General features: G+C 68.4%; 19 protein-coding genes and 1 pseudogene. 7 read left to right on the top strand and 13 right to left on the bottom strand.

The annotated features are described in order from the left end of the window. Positions 1-24: 24 nt before the first annotated feature. Positions 25-726 carry a GntR family transcriptional regulator gene (locus KHC27_RS14330; protein ID WP_213340056.1) on the bottom strand — a complete coding sequence of 234 codons (702 nt, stop codon included), beginning with the start codon at positions 724-726 and terminating at the stop codon, positions 25-27. Between the two features lie 579 nt (positions 727-1,305). Here KHC27_RS14330 and oxlT (KHC27_RS14325) point away from each other — a divergent pair. After that, the gene (oxlT, locus tag KHC27_RS14325; protein ID WP_213340055.1) at positions 1,306-2,601 is read left to right on the top strand and encodes an oxalate/formate MFS antiporter; all 1,296 of its coding nucleotides are present in this window, start codon (positions 1,306-1,308) and stop codon (positions 2,599-2,601) included. Between the two features lie 606 nt (positions 2,602-3,207). Next, positions 3,208-4,524, top strand: coding sequence for an oxalate/formate MFS antiporter (oxlT, locus tag KHC27_RS14320; protein WP_213340054.1), 1,317 nt, complete (start codon positions 3,208-3,210; stop codon positions 4,522-4,524). 128 nt (positions 4,525-4,652) lie between these two features. On the opposite strand, the gene KHC27_RS14315 is transcribed toward oxlT (KHC27_RS14320), so the two are convergent. Further along, positions 4,653-5,072 (bottom strand): NUDIX hydrolase, encoded by a 420-nt coding sequence (locus KHC27_RS14315; RefSeq protein ID WP_213340053.1) that lies wholly within the window; start codon positions 5,070-5,072, stop codon positions 4,653-4,655. Positions 5,073-5,523: 451 nt separating this feature from the next. Here KHC27_RS14315 and KHC27_RS14310 point away from each other — a divergent pair, with 451 nt between their 5' ends. Further along, the gene (locus KHC27_RS14310) at positions 5,524-6,741 is read left to right on the top strand and encodes a lytic murein transglycosylase (protein ID WP_246519941.1); all 1,218 of its coding nucleotides are present in this window, start codon (positions 5,524-5,526) and stop codon (positions 6,739-6,741) included. A gap of 44 nt (positions 6,742-6,785) precedes the next feature. On the opposite strand, the gene KHC27_RS14305 is transcribed toward KHC27_RS14310, so the two are convergent. The 4 genes from KHC27_RS14305 to KHC27_RS14290 all read right to left on the bottom strand — a co-directional run bounded on the left by KHC27_RS14305 (position 6,786) and on the right by KHC27_RS14290 (position 10,705). After that, entirely contained in the window at positions 6,786-7,673 is an 888-nt protein-coding gene (locus KHC27_RS14305; RefSeq protein ID WP_213340052.1) for a cation diffusion facilitator family transporter, read from the bottom strand. A gap of 188 nt (positions 7,674-7,861) precedes the next feature. Continuing rightward, positions 7,862-8,773, bottom strand: coding sequence for a sugar kinase (locus KHC27_RS14300; protein WP_213340051.1), 912 nt, complete (start codon positions 8,771-8,773; stop codon positions 7,862-7,864). A 76-nt stretch (positions 8,774-8,849) separates the two neighbouring features. Then, positions 8,850-9,500 carry a lysozyme inhibitor LprI family protein gene (locus tag KHC27_RS14295; RefSeq protein WP_213340050.1) on the bottom strand — a complete coding sequence of 217 codons (651 nt, stop codon included), beginning with the start codon at positions 9,498-9,500 and terminating at the stop codon, positions 8,850-8,852. Beyond that, positions 9,497-10,705 carry a pyridoxal phosphate-dependent aminotransferase gene (locus tag KHC27_RS14290; protein ID WP_246519940.1) on the bottom strand — a complete coding sequence of 403 codons (1,209 nt, stop codon included), beginning with the start codon at positions 10,703-10,705 and terminating at the stop codon, positions 9,497-9,499. The genes KHC27_RS14295 and KHC27_RS14290 overlap by 4 nt, the downstream gene beginning before the upstream one ends. 90 nt (positions 10,706-10,795) lie before the next feature. Between KHC27_RS14290 and KHC27_RS14285 the strand changes: the two genes are divergently transcribed. From KHC27_RS14285 to radC, 3 genes are all read left to right on the top strand, one after another. Then, positions 10,796-12,001 (top strand): GNAT family N-acetyltransferase, encoded by a 1,206-nt coding sequence (locus KHC27_RS14285; RefSeq protein ID WP_213340048.1) that lies wholly within the window; start codon positions 10,796-10,798, stop codon positions 11,999-12,001. A 108-nt stretch (positions 12,002-12,109) separates the two neighbouring features. Next, entirely contained in the window at positions 12,110-12,940 is an 831-nt protein-coding gene (gene map / locus KHC27_RS14280; protein WP_213340047.1) for a type I methionyl aminopeptidase, read from the top strand. Beyond that, a complete protein-coding gene (gene radC / locus KHC27_RS14275) occupies positions 12,937-13,800 on the top strand; it encodes a RadC family protein (protein ID WP_213340046.1) in 864 nt (287 codons plus the stop codon). Before map ends, radC begins: the two co-directional genes overlap by 4 nt. A gap of 109 nt (positions 13,801-13,909) precedes the next feature. On the opposite strand, the gene KHC27_RS14270 is transcribed toward radC, so the two are convergent. The 5 genes and pseudogenes from KHC27_RS14270 to KHC27_RS14250 all read right to left on the bottom strand — a co-directional run bounded on the left by KHC27_RS14270 (position 13,910) and on the right by KHC27_RS14250 (position 18,088). Beyond that, positions 13,910-14,614, bottom strand: coding sequence for a fumarylacetoacetate hydrolase family protein (locus KHC27_RS14270; protein ID WP_213340045.1), 705 nt, complete (start codon positions 14,612-14,614; stop codon positions 13,910-13,912). After that, entirely contained in the window at positions 14,614-15,366 is a 753-nt protein-coding gene (locus tag KHC27_RS14265) for an ABC transporter permease (RefSeq protein ID WP_213340044.1), read from the bottom strand. The genes KHC27_RS14270 and KHC27_RS14265 overlap by 1 nt, the downstream gene beginning before the upstream one ends. Positions 15,367-15,378: 12 nt before the next feature. Further along, a pseudogene (locus tag KHC27_RS14260) lies at positions 15,379-16,205 on the bottom strand (ABC transporter ATP-binding protein). A 1-nt stretch (position 16,206) separates the two neighbouring features. Next, positions 16,207-17,037, bottom strand: a complete 831-nt coding sequence (locus KHC27_RS14255; RefSeq protein ID WP_213340043.1) for an ABC transporter permease — start codon at positions 17,035-17,037, stop codon at positions 16,207-16,209. 10 nt (positions 17,038-17,047) lie between these two features. Further along, on the bottom strand, positions 17,048-18,088 hold the full coding sequence (locus KHC27_RS14250; protein WP_213340042.1) for an ABC transporter substrate-binding protein: 1,041 nt from the start codon (positions 18,086-18,088) through the stop codon (positions 17,048-17,050). Positions 18,089-18,282: 194 nt separating this feature from the next. Between KHC27_RS14250 and KHC27_RS14245 the strand changes: the two genes are divergently transcribed. Further along, positions 18,283-18,993 carry a FadR/GntR family transcriptional regulator gene (locus tag KHC27_RS14245; RefSeq protein ID WP_213340161.1) on the top strand — a complete coding sequence of 237 codons (711 nt, stop codon included), beginning with the start codon at positions 18,283-18,285 and terminating at the stop codon, positions 18,991-18,993. A gap of 206 nt (positions 18,994-19,199) precedes the next feature. On the opposite strand, the gene KHC27_RS14240 is transcribed toward KHC27_RS14245, so the two are convergent. Further along, positions 19,200-19,856, bottom strand: a complete 657-nt coding sequence (locus tag KHC27_RS14240) for a DUF3313 domain-containing protein (protein WP_213340041.1) — start codon at positions 19,854-19,856, stop codon at positions 19,200-19,202. A gap of 189 nt (positions 19,857-20,045) precedes the next feature. Continuing rightward, positions 20,046-20,639, bottom strand: a complete 594-nt coding sequence (locus KHC27_RS14235) for a TetR/AcrR family transcriptional regulator (protein ID WP_213340040.1) — start codon at positions 20,637-20,639, stop codon at positions 20,046-20,048. Positions 20,640-20,671: the final 32 nt, after the last annotated feature.

The following is a 20,671-nucleotide window of genomic DNA, read 5'->3' as shown; positions in this document are numbered from 1 at the left end:
GGCGGGAGGGGCCGGTTCATGTGGTCAGGTGGAAAACTTGCCGTGCTTCTCGACATGGGCCGCCAGCCCGAGCGTGTGCTCGCGCACGAGCCGCTCGGCGAGGTCGGCATCGCGCGCCACCAGGGCGGCGATGATGCCGCGATGTTCCTGCATCGAGCGCTGCGAGCGGTTTTCCTGGCGAACCGACACCGCCCGGATGCCGCGGATGTGAATGAAGAGATTCTCGGTCATCTCCGCGATCATCGCGCAGCCGCTCAGCCGGATGATGGTCTGGTGGAAGCGTATATTGGCGTCGGAGTACTCGTTCATGTGGTCGGCGGGCGCCTCGTCCTCGAAATCATGGAAGACGTCACGCAGCTCGGCCAGGTCGCGATCGGTGGCGCGCTGGGCGGCGAGTCGCGCCGCCATGCTCTCCAGCGCGGCCCACACGATGATCATGTCGATGATCTCGCGCTTGGATTTGCGCACGACGAAGATGCCCCGGCGCGGCACCGAGCGCACAAAGCCTTCCTGTTCCAGAACGGTGAGCGCCTCGCGGATCGGCGTTCGGCTCACGCCGAGGTCCTGCGAGAGCTGACGCTCGTCCAGCCGGATGTCGCCATCCTGGCCGTACATGTCCATTTCCGTGATCGCCTTCTTGATCGCGTCATAGGCGAGCGTGCGCAGGCTGGTGTTCGCCGCCAGCGGGGCGATGTTGAGGCGGATCTGCGTATCGGCGGCTTCCACGAGCGCGCTCCCCTTTAGTTCGGCGCACCCATGCGGTTTGCGGTGCAGCGACATTATGGGGCCAGCGGGCCGGCCGGTGATTCAGACCGGCGCGCGGCCGGAATCATGATCGTATACCAGCCCCCCAATGTCCATCCGGCGCGCACCGGAGCGTTTGGGCGGGATTCTGCGCGCAGGTGTCGCGGCGTTGCCCCGGCATGGGCGGAATCTGGCCGATTCGGGGCCTTGGGGCTGCGTCGGGTCGTGCGGCGGCTGCCTTACGGTGCGTTGCACCGCAACATCTGGGGAAGCTGCCACTCTATACCTGGAAGTGCCGTAGGGGAGAGAGCGCCGAGGCAGAGCCAGGCCGCGAGCGCCCCTTGGGAAGCAAAAAGCCCCTGAAGGTGACGTTACGTAATGTATTCCGTAGCGATTTGTGGGGTTTTTGGCATACAAAATTTTGCACAACGCGAAATTCCGGTTATCATGCTTCCAGTGGCGGTCGAGCGACGGGTGCCTTACTAAGCGTCAGCTTGCCCATTCAATAAGAAAAACGATGGTTGAATTTGGCCATTACTCTAGGAAACATCCGAGGATTACATGACTTCTGCCGCAACGTCATCGGTGAGTAACGGGCGCTGGTTGCAGCTCGTGTTCGGCGTCATCTGCATGTGCATGATCGCCAACATGCAGTACGGCTGGACCTTCTTCGTGAACCCCATCCAGGAGCGTCATGGATGGGATCGCGCCGCGATCCAGGTCGCGTTCTCCATCTTCATCGTCACCGAGACCTGGCTGGTGCCGGTCGAGGGCTGGTTCGTGGACAAGTACGGCCCGCGGATCGTCGTGCTGTTCGGCGGCATCATGTGCGGCCTCGCCTGGGTCCTTAACGCCTACGCCGACTCGCTGACCATGCTCTATGTCGGTGCTGCGGTGGGCGGCATCGGTGCGGGCGCGGTGTATGGCACCTGCGTCGGCAACTCGCTGAAGTGGTTCCCGGATCGCCGCGGCCTCGCCGCCGGCATCACCGCCGCCGGCTTCGGTGCGGGCTCGGCGCTGACCGTGATCCCGATCCAGAACATGATCAAGAATCAGGGCTACGAGGCCGCCTTCCTCTATTTCGGCATCGGCCAGGGCATCGTGATCACCGTGCTGGCGCTGTTCCTGATCGCGCCGAAGAAGTCCGACGTCGCCTCGGTGGTGGCGAAGGTCGCCCAGTCGGCCCGCGACTTCGCCCCCAAGGAGATGCTCTCGACCCCGCTGTTCTGGGTCATGTACGCGATGTTCGTGATGATGGCGGCCGGCGGCCTGATGGCCACCGCCCAGCTCGGCCCGATCGCGAAGGATTTCGGCATCGCCGACATTCCGGTCAGCCTCATCGGCATCACCCTGCCGGCGCTCACCTTCGCCGCCGCCATCGACCGCGTGCTGAACGGCCTCACCCGTCCGTTCTTCGGCTGGGTGTCGGACCAGATCGGCCGTGAGAACACCATGTTCGTCGCCTTCGCCATCGAAGGCATCGGCATCTATGCGCTGAGCGTGTTCGGCTCGAACCCGGTCCTGTTCGTCATCCTGACGGGTCTCGTGTTCTTCGCCTGGGGCGAGATCTACAGCCTGTTCCCCGCCATGTGCGGCGACGCCTTCGGCTCGAAGTTCGCCACCACCAATGCGGGCCTGCTCTACACCGCGAAGGGCACCGCGGCCATCATCGTGCCGTTCACCAGCATCCTCACCACGATGACCGGCAGCTGGCATGCCGTGTTCATCTCGGCGGCGGCTCTCAACATCATCGCCGCGATCATGGCGCTGGTGATCCTCAAGCCGCTGCGTCAGGCCCATGCCCGCCACGCCTCCGAGGCGACGGCCAAGGGCGAGGCGGCTGTCACCGCGCACTGATCGAACGTTCCGTCTCCTCCTGGCCTATGGGGCGCGTCCGCCGGACGCGCCCTTTTTGTTTTGCGCGCCTGTTGCTCGCGGCCGAGGCTGGTGAACGCCTGCGTATTTCCGCAGGCGTCAAACGTTACGCTGCGTCATGCTGGTGGCGTGCCCACCAGGATGTCCGGTTTTCCCTGGCGTGTTCGGCGGGCTCAACTGGGAGCGATGTCCGTTGTGGTCTTGAGGGCGTCCAATAAATACGTTTGGTATATATTCCCAAGTTTATTTAAAATCTCGCACGGATATAAGTAATTCTAAAATCTATTTGTCTAAAATCACGAAGTCATTAGGTGTGACAACGCTATAAAAGCCGATTGGCATACATAATATTGTGCATTATGATCATTTTAAGCGGGTCGGGTACGACTACCCTGCGTCATGCGGGAATGCACCTTACGGCATCCCCAAAGGCAGGGCGGCAACCCACGCACTCGGGAGCTGCAACGACATTCGCCGGCTGGGAAGTCCCGTCGGCCAAAGACAAGAGACGGCAGGTTTCCGGTCAACCGGAGGCCGCAGCCGCACAGCGCCGATCCGCGGCGAGAGAGTTGAGAGAGGAGAACGCCCTTGAGCACTTCGAGCACTGCATCCGTCGATGCGTCGACGAATTCGATCCGCTGGGTTCAGCTGGTCGTCGGCGTCGTCTGCATGGTCGCCGCCGCCAACATCCAGTACGCCTGGACCCTGTTCGTCCCGGAAATCACCCGTGAGTTCGGCTGGTCGCGCGCGGCCATCCAGACCACCTTCACCATCTTCGTCGTGGTCCAGACCTGGCTGGCGCCGATCGAGGGCTATTTCATCGACAAATACGGCCCGCGCGTCATGGTGCTGGTCGGCGGCGTGTTCACCGGCCTGTCGTGGATCGTGAACTCCTACGCCGACACGCTCACTCTCTATTACGTGGGCGCCGTCATCGGCGGCATCGGCGTCGGCTGCGTCTACGCCACCTGCGTCAACGCCGCGATCAAATGGTTCCCGGACAAGCGCGGCCTCGCGGTCGGCCTGACCGCTGGCGGCTACGGCGCCGGCTCGGCCCTCACCATCCTGCCGATCGCCAACATGCTGAAGACCAGCGGCGTGTCGGAAACCTTCTGGACCTTCGGCCTCATCCAGGGCGGCATCATCGTGCTGGCCGCGCTGTTCCTGCGGCAGCCGCCGAAGGACGCCAAGGGCTCCAACAAGGTCGCCCAGTCCCGCCGCGACTACACCCTGCCCGAGGCGCTGCGCTCTCCGGTGTTCTGGGTCATGGGCGCCATGTTCATCGGCACCGTCACCGGCGGTCTGATGGCCGTTGCCCAGCTCGGCGTCATCGCCCAGGACCTCGGCGTGAAGGACTTCCAGGTCAATCTCGGCTTCACCGTGATGGCCGCGCTGCCCTTCGCCCTCATGCTCGACCGCATCATGAACGGCATCTCCCGTCCGCTGTTCGGCTGGATCTCCGACCATATCGGCCGCGAGAAGACCATGTTCATCGCCTTCACCATCGAAGGCCTCGGCATCGTCGCGCTCGGCACCTTCGGTCACAATCCGTGGGCGTTCCTCATCCTCTCCGGCATGGTGTTCCTGGCCTGGGGCGAGGTCTACTCGCTGTTCTCGGCCACGACGGCTGACACCTTCGGCACCAAGAACGTCGCCAAGATCTACGGCGTCCTCTACTGCGCCAAGGGTGTGGCCGCCCTGCTCGTGCCGTTCGGCAACATCCTGATGGAAGCGACCGGCACCTGGTCCTCGGTGCTCTACACCGTGGCCATCATGGACCTGTCGGCGGCGTTCGCGGCGCTGTTCGTCCTGCGCCCCATGCTGATCAAGCACCATGCCCGCAATGCGGAATGGGCCAAGGCCAACGGCATCACGCTGTCGCCCGTCGCGGCCGGCGGCCACTGATCCAGGCGATCGGGAGGCGCCCGCAAGAGGCGCTTCCACCGGAGTTCCTCCGAGCACTGGGCCTTCCCATGGTGGGAAGGCCCTTTTCTTTTTGGCCCGGGACGTCGGCGGGCCGAGGCGCGACCGTCTCAGCCTTCCGCGCTGGCGAGAGCGGCGATGGCCGCGACCTGTGCGCTGGCGCTGGCGCCGAGCGCGTCGATCTCCGTGCGGTCGAACCACCGCGCCTCCAGCGCGTCGTCCGCCGCCAGCCCTTCGCCGGCCTGCCAGCGGCACGCGACCGTGATCATGGCGAAATGGTGCGCCACCGCACCGGCGACGTCCCGCTCGATGAAGTCGAGCACCGTGAGCAGCCGCGGGGCGTCGGCGACGATGCCGGTCTCCTCCGCGAGTTCACGCAAGGCCGCGGCGGCATGGGTCTCACCCGGCTCGACCCGTCCGCCCGGATAACCCCAGAGCCCCTGATCCGGCGGGTTGGCACGGCGGACCAGCAGCAGCCGATTCTCCCGCAGAACGACGGCGAGAACCGCAACGGTGGGGCGGGCGTTCATCGCCGGCCGACCATCGCGGCGGATTGGCCGGTTTCGGCGGCTCGCAGGCGTGCGGCCCGCTCTGGCGGGCGCATACCTCGGTGCGATCGGTCGGGTGCTTCGGAGGGGCCGGTCAGGCCGGGCCGGGCCGCGGCGGGAGCGATCGGCATATCGTTCATGGCACGGCCTTTCCGGGCGAGGCAGCGGGACAGGCGCGATCATGTCGGGTCCGAATCGCGCCCGCAACCGCCGTGGCGGGCCGCGCACCGGCCGCCGCCGCGCGAATCCGCGCGCGGTGCCCGACACCGGCCGGCACAAGGCTGCGCCCCGGTGCGCCGGCGCGCGTTCATGGTGGCGGCCCGGGGCCTCGCGCCACGTCAATGCCCCCGGCGGTTGGCCGGGAAGGCGGCCTTTCGCCTCTGGCGAGGCGGGCGTTTCGACGGCATTGTGCCTCTCATCGACACGAGACGGGATGGCGCAGATGCGTGTGAGCAGGACGGCCGGCCTTGCGGCGATCGCTCTTCTTCTGGCGGGCGGGGCCGCTTCGGCGGCGGAGTGCGGCAAGACCGGCGCGGGGTTTCCCACCTGGCTGGCGGCGTTCCGGCAGGAGGCGGCGGCGCAGGGGATTTCCCGCCAGACCATCGCCACAGCGCTCGACGGTCTCGCCTATGCCCCCGATGTGGTGGGAGCGGACCGCGGACAGGGCGTCTTCAGCCAGAGCTTCTACCAGTTCGCCGATCGCATGGTCGCGAGTTACCGCATCCAGAAAGGTCGCCAGCTCATCCAGAGCCACGCCGCCATTTTCGACCGAATCGAACAGCAATTCGGTGTGCCAGCCCCTGTGATCACCGCGTTCTGGGCACTGGAGACGGACTTCGGGGCGAATATGGGCGACAAGCCCACCATCCGCTCCGTTGCGACGCTGGCCTATGACTGCCGGCGCCCGGAGATGTTTCGCACCCAGCTTCTCTCCGCCCTCAAGATCATCGACCGCGGTGATCTCACCGTGCAGACCATGCGCGGCCCGTGGGCGGGCGAGCTCGGGCAGTTTCAGTTCCTGCCGGACCATTATCTGAACTACGGCGTCGATTTCGACGGCGACGGCCGGGTCGACCTGCTGCGGTCGGATGCCGACGCGCTGGCCTCGGCGGCCAACTATATCAGGGCGCTCGGCTGGACGCCGGGTCAGCCCTGGCTGGAGGAGGTGGTGGTGCCGGCGAACCTGCCATGGGACCAGGCCGACCTCGCCATCAAGATTCCCCGGGCGCAATGGGCGCGGTGGGGCGTGCGGCGTGCCGGCGGGGCACCGCTGCCGGCCGACAATGCCGGCGCATCGCTGCTCCTGCCGATGGGCAGGACCGGACCGGCCTTCCTCGTCTATCCCAATTTCGACATCTACACCCAATGGAATCAATCACTGGTCTATGCGACCTCGGCGGCCTATCTCGCCGCCCGCATCGACGGCGCCGGCGCGTTCAAGCGCACCCCCAACATCCCGGTCCTGTCGATGAAGGAGGTCGCCGATCTCCAGCGCCTGCTCAACGCCCGTGGCCACCATGTCGGCGGGGTCGACGGCAAACTCGGGGCCGCAACCCGCGCCGCGGTGAAGGAGGAGCAGATCCGGCTCGGGTTGCCGGCGGATTCCTACCCGACCCCGGAGCTGCTGGCCCGGCTGCGCGGCGGGGCCTGAGGCCGGCCGGCGGCGGTCCCGGGACTGTCCGGGTAGGGTGGGTGTCAGATCACCGGGATGCCTGCCTGTTTCGCCTTCGCCTCCGGCTCGACATGAATGTTGACGTGGATGTCCTCCACGTCGCGCACCAGCGCCTCCTCGATCCGGTCGCAAATGGCATGTGCCTCGCTGACGGCCATGTCGCCGGGGACGACGAGGTGGAAGTCGACGAAGGTCATGCGGCCGGCCTGCCGGGTGCGCACGTCATGGGCCTCGATCGCGCCGACCGCTTCCGCGGCGATGCGGCTGCGGATGAGTCGGAGCGTCTCTTCCGGCACGGCCTGATCCATCAGCCCGCCGACGCTTTCCTTCAGCACCACCCAGCCAGACCACAGGATGTTCAGCGCGACCAGGGCCGCGAGCGCCGGATCGAGGATCGCCCAGCCGGTGGCGACGGCGAGCGCGACGCCCACCAGCACGCCGCCTGACGAGATCACATCCGTCAGCAGGTGCTGCGCATCGGCGATCAGAGCCGGCGAGCGCACCCGCCGCCCGAAGCGCAGCAGGAAGAAGCACCACGCCGCATTCACCACCGCGGCGCTGGCATTCACCAGCAGGCCCTCCCACGGCGCGTCGAGCGTGGCCGGGTTGCGCATCGCCTGGAAGGCCTCGTGAAAAATCGAGATCGCCGCCACCACGATGAGGGCACCGACGATCACCGCCGAAAAATACTCCGCCTTGGCATAGCCATAGGGGTGGGCATCGTCCGCCGGCCGGGCGGACACCTTCACGGCGGCGACGGCAGCCAGGGCGGTCGCCACGTTCACCAGGCTTTCCAGTGCGTCGGAATAGAGCGCCACGCTGCCGGTCATCCGGAAGGCGAGAAACTTAAGCCCCAGCACGAGGAAGCTGACGATCACGCTGCCGATGGCGATGCGGAGTGACGTGTGCATGGCGTGGTCGGGACCCGTTTCAGAGCGGTTGCGCAGGAATGCGACGGCACCTCAGCAGGCCGAGGGGCCGTCCGCTTAACCGGTCGGCTCCCGAAATGCAAGCTATGTCAATGGCTTGCAAGTCATTCGCAGGAGCGTTCTCACCCCAACTCCTTGTCGCCAAACGCATCGGGCCTTTGCCGCCCGCCTCAGGCGTTTGCGGTGCGCGGCAGGATCGCCCCGCGATGCCCGATGACGGCGCCGGCGAGACGATGGCCGGCTTCCGCCGCCGTCTCCGGCTGGGCGCCGCCGAGCCGGGCGGCGAGATAGGCCGCATTGAAGCTGTCGCCCGCCGCCGTGGTGTCCACGACCGGGCCCGCGAGCGACGGAGCCGGCACGAGCTGCGAGGTTCCCGCCGCACGGATGAGGGCGCCCTGCGATCCGTTCTTCACCACGATCTCGCCGACCCCGAAGGTAGCGATGCGCTCGGCGGTGCCGGCCGGCGACCCGTCGCCCCACAGCCGCGCCTCGTCCTCATAGCCGGGCAGGGCGATGCTGGTGCGCTTCAGCGCCTCGGCATAGACCGCCCGGGCCCGGCCCAGATCGCCGCCCCAGCCCTGCGGGCGGAAATTGCCGTCGAACACCACGACGGAGCCCCGTTCGCGGGCGAATTCCAGCGTCGCTAGCAGGCGGCCGAGGCCGAGATTGGAATAGAGCGACAGCGTCACGCCGGAGAGATAGATGAGTTTCGATTCGACGATGCTCTCCGCCACCCGCTCCCATCCCGGCAGCTCGAACAGGTCGCGGGCCGGGGCGGTGTCGCGCCAGTAGGTGAAATGGCGCTCGCCCTTGGCGTCGGTGTCGATGAGGTACAGTCCCGGAACGCGGCCGGGCACCTGCAGCATTGTTTCCACCAGAAGACCCTCGCCCTCGGCCGCGGCGCGGATGCGGGCGGAATAGGCCTCGTCGCCGAGCGCGGTGGCATAGGCGGTCTCGATACCGGCGCGGGCGAGATAAACGGCGGTGTTGAAGGTGTCGCCGCCGACTCCGAGGGCGAAGCGCCCGTCGCTGCCGCGGGCCATTTCCACCATGACTTCGCCGATCGCGATGGCGCGGGGCATCGTAGTCTCCTTCGTGTCGGTTCGGGCCGGCAGACTCGCTGCAAACCGCCCGGGAGGCAAGCCGGGAGAGCTGACGCTACGGCATATCGATGATGCGCACCGGCCCGGTCGGCGCCGGAATCTCCGGCTGCGGGGTGGGGGCCGGAGGGGTTTCGGGAGCGGCCGCGGGGGGAATGTCGGGTGGCGGCGGGCTGGTTGCGGGTGCCGGGGCGGCGGCGGGGGGTGTGTAGGTCCATCCCGGCGGCGGGGGGTAGCGGCGGGAGAGGTCGGCGCGGCGGGCGTCGTTGGCGGCGATCAGGCAGAGCAGCCGCTGGCCGAGGCCATCGGGTCCCATCAGCCGTCCGCCCACGGTGCGGCGCGCGGCGCCACCCTCGTAGGGCGCGATGTTCTGGCATTCGAAATTGCGCCAGCGCACGAAACGCCCCTGCGCCTCGTCCATGGCATTCGCCCAGCGCTGGCGCTGCACCGGGGCGACCGCCTCATCGGCGCGGATGGCGGCGAGCGCCCCGGCATAGGCGGCGTCGAGCCTCTCCTGCCCCGCCTTCGCCGCCGCCGCCAGGCAATCGAGATAGAGCCGGGCATTGCCCTGCGCGGGATCGCAGGCTCCTGTCGCCGGAGCGGCGACAGCCGCGGCGGTCGGCTGGCCCGCCGACTGAGCCCTCGCGGGATGTGGGACAGCACCCAGAAGCGCCGCCGCCAGCACGGCCCGGCGCGGCCACCGCCTCACGCGGCGCGCGCCTCGGACAGGAAATTCCCCATCCTTTCAAGAGCCTTACGAATGTTAGGCTCCGAGTTGGCGTAGGACAGCCTGATGTAGCCCTCGCCATGCACGCCGAAATCCGGCCCGCCGATGGTGGCGACGCCTGCTGTTTCCAGCAGCGCGGAGGCCAGCGCCTTGGCCGAGCCCCAGCCGGTGCCGGTCACGTTCGGGAAGGCGTAGAAGGCGCCTTTCGGCAGGGTGCAGCTCACGCCCGGCAGGGCGTTGAGACCCTCGACCACCACCTGCCGGCGGCGGTCGAACTCGGCGACCATGGCGGCCACGCAATCCTGCGGCCCGGTGAGGGCGGCGAGTGCGCCATATTGCGCCGGCGCATTGACGCAGGACCAGGCATTCACCGCCAGCTTGCGCGCCGCCTCGAACAGCCCGTCCGGCCACAGCGACCAGCCGAGCCGCCATCCCGTCATGGCGTAAGTCTTTGACCAGCCATTCAAAAGGATCAGCCGGTCGCGGATTTCGGGATAGGCGAGAAGGCTGGCGTGGCGGGCGCCGTCGAACAGGAACTGGTCGTAGATCTCGTCCGACAGGATGGCGACCTGGGGATGCCGCTCCAGCCCCTTCACCAGGGCGTCGATCTCCGCTTTCGGGGTCACGCCGCCCGTCGGGTTGGCCGGTGTGTTGAGTATGATGAGGCGGGTGGTGGGACCGATGAGGCCGAGCATTTCGTCCGCCGAGACCGCAAAGCCGTTCGCCTCCCGGATCGGCACCGGGACCGGGGTGGCGCCGGTGAACTCGATCATCGAGCGGTAGATGGGGAAGCCGGGGTCGGGGTAGAGAATCTCCGCCCCCGGCTCGCCGAACATCAGGATGGCGGCGAACATGGTGATCTTGCCGCCGGGCACGATCATCACCCGGCCGGGATCGATGCTCGTCCCCAGCCGGCGGTGGACGTCCGCCGCCACCGCCTCGCGCAGCGGGGCGATGCCGACCGAGGGGGTGTAGCCGTGGTGGCCGTCACGCAGGGCCTTCACCGCCGCCTCGACGATGTGCGGCGGCGTGGCGAAGTCGGGCTGGCCGATGCCGAGATTGACGATGTCGTGCCCGCGCGCCGCGAGATCGGTGGCCCGCGCCAGCACCGCGAAGGCGTTCTCCTCGCCGATGCGCGTGAAGGCCTGGACGGGGAAGGGACGTGGCGCGGGGAGGGCGGCGGACATGGCGGGCGTCCTCATTGTTTGTGCTTCCACATTTGCTATTCCTGTCACACACAGGACGGCGCCTTCAAGAGCGGCGGCACGGAGACTGGCATGGCGGGCGGCGGCGAGCAGGACAGGGTATCGGAAGCGCGCGCGCCGGAGGGCGGGGCAGGCCCGGTTTTCGGGCAGCCGGTCCACACCGATCCGGCGCCGCGCCCGCGGCGGGAGGTGCTGTCCGGGCGCTTCGTCGACATCGTGCCGTTCGACGTGGTGCGCCATGCCTCCGACCTCTACACCCTGTCCCATGGCGACGACCGCGAGTGGCAATGGGCCTATCTCGGCGTGCCGCCGTTCGAGAGCCTCAAATCCTTCACCTCCTACTACGCCGTCGCGGCGGAGAAGGAGGACCCGTTGCTCTACGCCATTCTCGACAAGGCGACCGGCCGGGCGGTGGGCCACGCCACCTATCTCAGGATCGAGCCGGCGCACCGGGTGATCGAGGTCGGCAACATCCTCTTCACCCCCGCCCTGCAGCGGCGCCCCGGCGGCACCGAGGCGATGTACCTGATGGCGCGCTACGCCTTCGAGACGCTGGGCTACCGGCGTTACGAATGGAAGTGCAATGCGCTGAACGCGCCCTCGCGCCGGGCGGCGGAGCGTTACGGCTTCCGGTTCGAGGGCGTGTTCCGCAACCACATGATCATCAAGGGCCGCAACCGCGACACCGCGTGGTTCGGCATGACCGAGGAGGAGTGGCCGCAGCGCGCGGTGGCGTTCGAGACCTGGCTGGCGCCGGAAAATTTCGACGCCGCCGGCACCCAGAAGGTCGGGCTCGGCACGCTGAACGCGGAGCGGCTGGAGGTGGAGGGCCGGGTGCTGCGGCGCGCCAGCCTGGAGGACCTGCCGGCGGTGGTGGCGCTGCAGAAGGCGGCCTATGCCAAGAACCGCCCGCTGCTCGGCGTCGAGCCGGTGCCGCTGCTGTGGGACTATGCCGCGGTTTTCCGCCAGCGCGAGGTGTGGGTGGTCGACGCGCCCTATGGGCTCGCCGGGGTGCTCATCCTGGAGGCGCGGGCCGACGACCTCCTCATCGACAGCCTCGCCGCCTCGCCGCTGGCGCAGGGCACGGGCACCGGCAACCTGCTGCTGGAAGCCGGCCAGCTGCGCGGCCGCCAGCTCGGCCGGCCGCTGGCGCGGCTCTACACCGGCGAGCCGCTTTCGGCGAACATCAACTGGTATCGCCGCAAGGGCTTTTCGATCGAGCGGGTGGAGCAGATGCCGGACCGGCGGCTGGTGCACATGGTCAAGGCACTGGGATAGGCGTATCCGCACGCGGCGCGGGCCCGCCCGTGCGGGCCGTTGCCGCCATGGTTGCGCCCCGGCGCGGATGGCTTACATTCCGCTGAGAAATTCTGGGATGTGCCGAACATGACCTATGTGGAAGCGGCCAGCGCGCCGCTGCGGAAGACCGGCCATATCAAGCTCCATGGCGCCGAGGCCTTCGAGGGCATGCGCCGGGCCGGCCGGCTGGCGGCCGAAGCGCTCGATCTCGTGCACGAGATGGTGGATATCGGCGTCACCACCGACGCGATCGACCAGGTCGTGTTCGACTTCGCCATGGACAATGGCGCGCTGCCGGCGACGCTGATGTATCGGGGCTACCGCAAGTCCACCTGCACCTCGATCAACCATGTCGTCTGCCACGGCATCCCCAACGACAAGCCGCTGCGCGAGGGCGACATCGTCAATGTCGACGTCACGCTGATCTATGACGGCTGGCACGGCGATTCGAGCCGCATGTTCGCCATCGGCCCGATCCCCCGCCGGGCGGAGCGGCTGATCGACGTCACCTATGAATCGATGATGCGGGGCATCCGCGCCATCCGCCCCGGCGCCCATGTCGGCGATATCGGCGCCGCCATCCAGGAATTCGTCGAACCCTTCCACATGAGCGTGGTGCGCGATTTCTGCGGCCATGGCGTCGGCCAGCTCTTCCACGACGAGCCGAACGTGGTCCATGTCGGCCGCCGCGGCGAGGGGCCGGAGCTGCTGCCGGGCATGATCTTCACCGTGGAGCCGATGATCAATCTCGGCCGCCCGCATGTGAAGGTGCTGTCCGACGGCTGGACCGCGGTGACGCGGGACCGCTCGCTGTCCGCCCAGTTCGAGCACGCCGTGGGCGTGACGGAGACGGGCGTGGAGATCTTCACGCTGTCGCCCAAGGGCTACCACAAGCCGGTTTTCGGCACCCCTCTATGAGCCGGCAGCCTGGGGACCCGGTGCCGAGCCACCCGGTTCCGGGCGACCCGGTTCCGGCGGAGGCTGCCCTGCCGGAGGGGTCGCCGGCCGGTTTCGCCGCCCCCGCGGCCCCGGGGGCCGGGCCCCTGCCGCAGGTCCTGGCGCCGGATTGCTGCGGCGGAGGCGCGCATGCCGGCCTCGAAGAGTCCACGCCTCATTTCGTCGGCCATCGGGAAAGGCTGCGCGAGCGCTTTCGAAACGCCGGTGCCGATGCGCTGCCGGATTACGAGCTGCTGGAGCTGGTGCTGTTCCGCGCGGTACCCCGTGCCGACGTGAAGCCGCTCGCCAAGCAGCTCGTCCAGAAGTTCGGCTCCTTCGCCGAGGTGGTGAGCGCGCCGCCGGCCCGGCTGCGCGAGATCAAGGGCGTGGGAGAGGCGATCGTCACCGAGCTGAAGCTCATCGCCGCCTCGGTGGAGCGCGTCACGCGCGGCAAGGTCAAGGGCCGCACGGTGCTCTCCTCCTGGAGCGCGGTGCTGGAATATTGCCGCGCCGCCATGGCCTTCGCCGACCACGAGCAGTTCCGCATCCTGTTCCTGGACAAGCGCAACCAGCTCATCGCCGACGAGGTGCAGCAGCGCGGCACGGTGGACCACACCCCGGTCTATCCCCGCGAGGTGGTGAAGCGGGCGCTGGAGCTGGCGGCGAGCGCGGTGATCCTCGTCCACAACCACCCGAGCGGCGACCCCACCCCGTCCAGCGCCGACATCCAGATGACCAAGACCATCGCCGAAGTGGCAAAGCCGCTCGGCATCGAGGTGCACGACCACATCATCGTCGGCAAGGACGGCCATGCCAGCCTGCGGGGGCTGCGGCTGATCTGAGGCCGGCCCCGCACGCCGCCGCCAGAACGGGAACGCCCGGCGGCGGCAGGGCCGCGCCGGGCGTTCGTCAGCGGGTTCCGCAGCAGGTCCCGGTTTCGCCGGAGCGGGATCAGACCACCCGCACCTCGAGGGTGGCGACGCCGTCGACCCCGCCTTCCAGCCGGTCGCCGCGCACGATGGCGCCGACCCCGGCCGGGGTGCCGGACATGATGACGTCGCCCGGCTTCAGCTCGAACAGGCCGGAGAGGTAGGAGATCATCTCCGGCACCTTCCAGATCATCTGGTTGAGGTCGCCCTTCTGGCGCGGCTCGCCATTGACGTTCAGCCACACCCGGCCGGCGTCGGGGTGGCCGATGCGGCTCGCCGGCACCAGCGCCGAGCAGGGCGCGGAGGCCTCGAACGCCTTGCCGACTTCCCACGGCCGGCCGAGCTTCTTGGCCTCGCCCTGGAGGTCGCGGCGGGTCATGTCGAGCCCCACGCCATAGCCCCACACATGGTCGAGCGCGCTCTCGACCGGGATGTTGACGCCGCCCTTGCCGATGGCGACCAGCATCTCAAGCTCGTAATGCACGTCGCTGGACTTGTCGGGATAGGGGAAGGTGCCGTCGGTGATGACGTTGTCGGGGTTCTTCTGGAAGAAGAAGGGCGGCTCCTTGTTCGGGTCGTGCCCCATCTCGATGGCGTGCTCGGCATAGTTCCGCCCGACGCAGTAAATGCGGTGGATCGGGAACAGGGCGTCCGAGCCCTCCACCGGCAGCGTCGGGATGCCCGGCGGGGTGATGGCGTAGACCGTGGTGTCCAAAGGCGCGTTCATCAGCGTACTCCTGCGTAATAGTCGACGCGTTTCTCGAGGGCCTCGACGAGAGCCGAAAGCAACATCGCGGCCGCGAAGAGGATGAGGGTGAGGGCCCAGAAATTCGTCATGTCGAAATTCCGGGAATAGAGTTCGAACAGCTCGCCATAGCCGATGATCGAGACCAGCAGCTGGCCGATGACGACGCCCTTCACGCCGCGCACCAGGCCGAGGCGGATGCCGGCGAGGATCTCCGGCAGCGCCGCCGGCAGGATGATGCGGGCATAGAGCGTGAAGGCGGAGGCCCCGTAGCTGCGGCCCATCTCGACGAGGGAGGGCGGCACCCCCTGGATGCCGGCGCGGGCGTCCAGCACGATGATCCACACCGCGAACAGGAACACCGTGACCACCACCGTGGTCTCGCCCATGCCGAACAGGATCATCAGCACCGGCACCAGCGCCGAGAGCGGGGCCGAGACGAAGATGTTGACCCAGATGCCGAGCAGGTTGTCGACCGCCGGGAAGCGGCCCATCAGCACGCCGAGCAGCGTGCCCGCCGTGATGGCGAAGAACATGCCGAGGACGAAGCTGTGCAGCGTGGTGAGCGCCGCCGCCTGCCAGGTGCCGGTCTGCACCAGCGCCACCATCGCCGTCAGCACGTCGGAGAGCGGGGGAATGAGGAACAGCGCGCCGGACTGCCCGACCGCCTCCCACACCACGCACCACACCAGCAGCGAGGCCATCATCGGGACGCGGAAGCCGAGGATCGTCATGGTCCGCCTCCCTCAATCCACATAGCGCTTGAGACCCTGCCAGATCTCCTCGACGGTATCGAGATATCCCTGGTCGCGGCGGATGGCGTCCGGCGGCGCGGAACGGTCGATCTGCGGCTCGATGATCTCCGCGACCCGGCCCGGCCGGCGCGACAGGATGACGATGCGGTCTGAGCAGTACACCGCCTCCTCGATGGAGTGGGTGACGAAGATGAAGGTCTTCTTCTCCAGCGCCACGAGGCGCAGCAGGTCCTCCTGGAACTTGCGGCGGTTCTGTTCGTCCACGGCGGAGAACGGCTCGTCCAGCAGCAGCACGTCGGCATTCACCGCGAAGGCGCGGGCGAGGCCGACGCGCTGGCGCATGCCGCCGGAGAGTTCGTGCGGGTATTTGTTCTCGAAGCCGGAGAGCCCGACCTCGGCGATGTAGCGCCGGGCGATGGACTGCCGCTCGTCCTTGCCCATGCCCTTCAGTTCCAGCCCGAAGGCGACGTTGCGCAGGACGGTGGCCCAGGGCATCAGAGCGAAATCCTGGAACACGAAGGCGCGCTCCGGCCCCGGCCCGGTGACGACCCTGCCGTTCACCCGCACCTCGCCGGCGCTGGCGGGAATGAGACCGGCGATGATCTTCAGCAGCGTGGTCTTGCCGCAGCCGGAAGGGCCGAGCAGGGTGGTGAGCCGGCCGGTGGGGAAGTCGAGGTCGATGCCGCGCAGGGCCTCCACCTCGGCATATCTCTTGCCGATGCCGCGGATCTCTTGCCGATGCCGCGGACTTCCACGGCGACGTCGGAGCCGGCGGGCGTGGCGGTGGCCTCGGCCGCCTCGGCGGTGATGTTCCGCATGTCAGGATGTCCTCTTCTCGGGGCGCAGCACGCGCAGCTCGAAGGCTTCGAGCGCGGCCAGCGTCAGCGTGGACACGAGGATGATGGAGACCACCGCGGCGTACATCTCCGGGTAGTCGGCAACGGAGCGGTGGTAGGTGATGAGGTCGCCGATCCCGGTCGGCGTGATCAGCAGTTCGGCCAGGATGACGCCGATGAAGCCGGCGGCGAGGCCGAGCCGCAGGCCGGCGAAGATCACCGGGCTGGCGTCGGGGATGATGACGCGGGTGACGGTCTGCCAGCGGGTGCCCTGGAACGACCGGCACATCGCCACCAGCGAGGGATTGGCGTTGCGCACCGCCTTGTAGCCGTTCAGCGCGATGACCGGCAGCGCCAGCATGATGACCGCCAGCGTCTTGGCCAGCAGGCCGATGCCGTAGACGAAGGTGATGAGCGGGATCAGCGCGGCCATCGGCGCGGCCTGCAGCACGATGAAGACCGGCGCCACCAGCCATTCCGCGAAGCGCGACAGCCCCATCACGATGCCGAGCCCCACCCCGAGCAGGGCAGAGACGGCGATGCCGATGACGAGTGGCTGCAGCGTCTGGCCATAGGCGGCGAGCAGGGAGCCGTCCAGCAGCATCGCGACGAAGGCGCGCAGCGTTTCGAGGAAGGTGGGAAAGGCGTAGCTGATCGGGACGCGGCCCGCGATTTCCCAGGCGAGGAAGAACAGGCCGACCGACGCGGCGCGCCAGAGGGCCGGGCGATGCTCCATCAGCTTCCCCCAGACGGTGGGAGCCTCGGGAGGGTGAACGGCCCGCGAGGAGCCGTTCGCATGGGCGGGAAGCGCCATCCGCCCGGCCTCAATTGGTGCCGAGCTTGCCGAGGGAGCGGTTCAGCGGCTCGAGCGCCCAGAAATCCTCCACCTTCAGGCTCGCCGGTTCGCCCTGGAGCTGGCCCGACAGGGTGTAGAACGCGAAGTCGTCCTTCGCCGCCTGCGTGCCGCCGCCGTTCAGCGGGAAGGCCTTGGCGTCCGCCAGCTCGGTGAAATAGGGGGTGATCTCCGCGACCTGATCGGCCGGCAGGTCCGGCAGCAGCTTGTACTTCGTGCGCCACTCCGCGACGACGGCCGGATTCTCGGTCACCTCGCGCCAGGTGGTGAGGATGGATTCGACGATGATGTCGACGTCCTTCTGGTTCTTGTCGAGGAACTCCTGCCGGGCGAACAGCGCCTCGTCGGTGGCGTTCACCCCGTCCATGGGCAGGATGATGAACTTGCCGGGGGCTTTTTCCTCCAGCAGGCGGCGGCCGGCGGCGTCGACGATGGTGGCCTTCACAGTGCCCTGCAGCAGCGCGCCGGTGCGGACCTCCGAGCCGGGGATGTAGCTGATCTTGGAGAAGGTGATACCCTGCCGCTGCTCCATCAGCTTCATGATCGCCTCGGTGCCGGAGCCGCGCGAATGCACCGCGACCTCCTGCCCGTCGAGGTCCTTCCACGTCTTGTAGGAGGCGGCGTTCACCGCGGGGTAGAAGTGCAGGGTGGAGAGCTGCAGGAAGATGCGCACCGGCACCTTCACCTTCTGGATCAGCGCGTAGGGCCCGCCCACGCCGACATCCGCCTGCCCGCTGACCACCGCCTGCGCGGCGATGTCCTCGGACTTCAGATAGGTCATCTCGATTTCGACGCCCTTCTGCTTCGCCAGCTCGAAGGCGGCGAGCAGATGGAGGTTCTCCACGCTGGCGATGTCGCCATAGGCGACCCGCACCTTGGCCTCTGCCTGCGGGACGAAGGCAAGGGCGGCGGCGAGGCCGAACACACCCGCCAGCGCCGCCCGCCGCCGCGAGGCGGAGCGGCGATCCGCCGGACGGGTCTTGGCCGGGCTCCAGGTCCGATTCGTGAGCATTTCCAGACTCCCATTGTGCCGAGTGGTTGGTTCCACTGTCGGTCTGCCCCCGCGAGGTGAGCGACCAATTATGATTTGGTTTATATTGGCTGCTACGTAAGGTCAAGTTCACAGCCGCTTGACCTCGTGCTTTGGCCGCGACATAGAGTGAACCAATGCCGCATTTGGTTGAGCCCAATATCCCGCACCGCGCCATGCTGACGCCGCCCAAGGATTCCCACCCCGAAAAGGGGATCGTCACCCAGCTCCGCGCCTATCTCGCGCAGAGCGACCTGCCGGAGGATGGCCGGCTGCCGCCGGAGCGCGAGCTGTCCTCCGCCCTCGGCGTCTCCCGCACCGAGCTGCGCAAGGCGCTGGACGTTCTGGAGGAGGAGGGGCAGCTCTGGCGCCATGTCGGCAAGGGCACCTTCCTGGGCAGCCGGCCGCTCGACACCTTCGCCGACATCTCGGCTCTCGCCCGCCGCAGCAACCCGGCGGAGGTGATGCGCGCCCGGCTGGTGATGGAGCCGGAGATCGCCCGCGCCGCCGCCTTCAGCGCCACGCCGGCGGCCATCGCCGAGATGCGGCTGTGCCTTGCCCGCTCGCGGCAGGCGGAGACCTGGCGGCACTATGAGGGCTGGGACACGCGGCTGCACCGCACCATTGCCGAGGCCACCCAGAACAGCCTGCTGCTCGGCCTGTTCGACACGCTGAACGCGGTGCGCCGCGCCGTCACCTGGGGGCGGCTGCGCACCGCCCCGGTGCGGCCGGCGCCGACCCATCACAGCTTCGCCGAGCACGACGCCATCGTCGAGGCCATCGAGCTTCGCGACATGGCCGGGGCCGCCGCCGCCATGCGCACGCACCTGAAGTCGGTCGAGCGCAAGCTGCTGGAGCAGCAGGATTCGCGCCCCGAGGACCGCTGAGCGGAGCGGGGCGTTTCCGGTTCGTTGGCGTGCGAGGGTGAGCCGCGGACGACGCGCCGGGGCGTCGGCGCGCCATCCGCGGCTCGGCCCTCCCTCGCCCCGGGGGCGGAAGGGGCGAGGAAGACAGGAGCGCGTACGGCCGGTGCCGGGCGCGCCAGGGGCAGGGACGGCCGGCCCGGCATCGGGCGGCCGGGCGGCCGGGTGGCTCAGTCGAACTGGGCCAGCAGCTCGGCGGCGCCTTTCGCGATGCCGGTGCGCGCCGCGGTGAGCGGGCCGACGCCCGAGGGCAGGTCATACGGTTTGGGATACTGCTTGGCGACGTAGGCGCCGAGCAGCCGCTTGTCGCTCGAGTCGAAAATCTCCACCGCGTAGCTCACCGAGCCGGTCAGCGTGCCTTCACGGTCGCGCAGGCTCTGCACGCCGTTGACGACCCCGCCGGCCACATCGAACCGCGACAGCGTGCCGAGAACGGGTGCGGTGCGGGCGGCGCCGGTGAGGGTGATCCGCACCCGCAGCGTGTCCGGCCCGGGCCGGTTCGTCACCGTGAAGCGGGTGGCGAGGCTGCGGGTGAAGGCCGTCTGCATGTCGCTTGCCAGGGCTTGCCGGTCGGCGGCGTCGAGATCGCCGAACTGGGCGTCGGCGCCGCTGTAGATCGCCACCGGATCGACGATGACGTTCCGGTAGTGCGTCCAGTCGACCGCGCTGCTGTAGCGGAACGGCATTCGCCCGGTGCTGTCGTTGATGTTCGGCGACAGATAGGACGACGAGGCGAGTCCGGCATAGGCGAGGGGTTCCGGGCTGGCGCAGGCGGCCAGCGGCAGGCCGAGCCAAAGGATCAGCAGGCGTCTGACGGGGGAGGGCATCGGGCGTTTCGGCCTCCGGGAGTTCGCGGTCTGCGCGGCCCCGGCAGCCCGGTGCGAGGTGGGTATAGCGCGGTTGCTTTCAAAATACAAACCGTTCAGTCGGTTTTTTTTATAAGCCACACAACCGCGCCCTCTCGCCCCCGTGGGGATGTTTCGCCGTCGCTCCGTGGAGGGTTCCGAAAGGCTGCTTCAGCCTTGCTTGCCGCCGGCCTGGTCGCTGCCGGGCTGGCCGGTCCAGCGGGCCTCGTCGGCGAGCAGCGTGAACAGATGGTCGCGCTCGGCGTCGGTCAGCGGCGAGAGGCCGAACAGCGACGACAGCGTCAGGCCGCGCGCCGCCAGCCAGCGCAGGGTCGCGAGATCGGGGTCGGCGGCTTCGGCGCGGATCACCTCCAGCGCCTCGCGGTCGGCCATTCGTGTGGTGCCCAGCAGCTCCGGCTCCTGCGCGACGGCGCCGAGAAGGGCGAGGGCCAGCGAACGCGGATCGGCGACCGCGGCGTGCAGCGTCGCAATTTCGGCGGCGAGCCGGGGCTGGGCGTGCTGGTGGCCGTGGGCCGCGATGTGGTCGCGGGCGTAGTTCTCGAAGAACGCGGCCTGGTGCTCCATCAGTGCCGCCAGCACCGCCTTCTTGGTGCGGAACTGGTGCATGAGGCCGCCTTTGCTGATACCGCTCTCCCGAGCGATCGCATCCAGCGTGAGGTGTCCGGCGCCGTCCCTGGCAATGATGGCGAGCGCGGCCTGGATCACGGCGGCGCGCGTTCGCTCGGAGCGGGTGTTGTTGTCCATCGGCGTTCCGCTGTGGGGCCGGCGCGGCCCTC

Origin of the sequence: Ancylobacter lacus (assembly GCF_018390635.1) — a bacterium.
Lineage (GTDB): Bacteria > Pseudomonadota > Alphaproteobacteria > Rhizobiales > Xanthobacteraceae > Ancylobacter > Ancylobacter lacus.
Note: the sequence above shows the minus strand (reverse complement) of the source record. Positions and strands in the feature narration are given on the sequence as shown.

Coding starts and splice junctions, on each gene's coding strand:
- KHC27_RS14245 (WP_213340161.1), top strand. CDS start 18,283: ATGCTGACGCCGCCCAAGGATTCCCACCCCGAAAAGGGGATCGTCACC.
- KHC27_RS14235 (WP_213340040.1), bottom strand. CDS start 20,639: ATGGACAACAACACCCGCTCCGAGCGAACGCGCGCCGCCGTGATCCAG.
- KHC27_RS14310 (WP_246519941.1), top strand. CDS start 5,524: ATGGCGCAGATGCGTGTGAGCAGGACGGCCGGCCTTGCGGCGATCGCT.
- KHC27_RS14270 (WP_213340045.1), bottom strand. CDS start 14,614: ATGAACGCGCCTTTGGACACCACGGTCTACGCCATCACCCCGCCGGGC.
- KHC27_RS14240 (WP_213340041.1), bottom strand. CDS start 19,856: ATGCCCTCCCCCGTCAGACGCCTGCTGATCCTTTGGCTCGGCCTGCCG.
- KHC27_RS14315 (WP_213340053.1), bottom strand. CDS start 5,072: ATGAACGCCCGCCCCACCGTTGCGGTTCTCGCCGTCGTTCTGCGGGAG.
- oxlT (WP_213340055.1), top strand. CDS start 1,306: ATGACTTCTGCCGCAACGTCATCGGTGAGTAACGGGCGCTGGTTGCAG.
- KHC27_RS14305 (WP_213340052.1), bottom strand. CDS start 7,673: ATGCACACGTCACTCCGCATCGCCATCGGCAGCGTGATCGTCAGCTTC.
- KHC27_RS14300 (WP_213340051.1), bottom strand. CDS start 8,773: ATGCCCCGCGCCATCGCGATCGGCGAAGTCATGGTGGAAATGGCCCGC.
- radC (WP_213340046.1), top strand. CDS start 12,937: ATGAGCCGGCAGCCTGGGGACCCGGTGCCGAGCCACCCGGTTCCGGGC.
- KHC27_RS14285 (WP_213340048.1), top strand. CDS start 10,796: ATGGCGGGCGGCGGCGAGCAGGACAGGGTATCGGAAGCGCGCGCGCCG.
- KHC27_RS14290 (WP_246519940.1), bottom strand. CDS start 10,705: ATGTCCGCCGCCCTCCCCGCGCCACGTCCCTTCCCCGTCCAGGCCTTC.
- KHC27_RS14250 (WP_213340042.1), bottom strand. CDS start 18,088: ATGCTCACGAATCGGACCTGGAGCCCGGCCAAGACCCGTCCGGCGGAT.
- KHC27_RS14265 (WP_213340044.1), bottom strand. CDS start 15,366: ATGACGATCCTCGGCTTCCGCGTCCCGATGATGGCCTCGCTGCTGGTG.
- map (WP_213340047.1), top strand. CDS start 12,110: ATGACCTATGTGGAAGCGGCCAGCGCGCCGCTGCGGAAGACCGGCCAT.
- KHC27_RS14255 (WP_213340043.1), bottom strand. CDS start 17,037: ATGGCGCTTCCCGCCCATGCGAACGGCTCCTCGCGGGCCGTTCACCCT.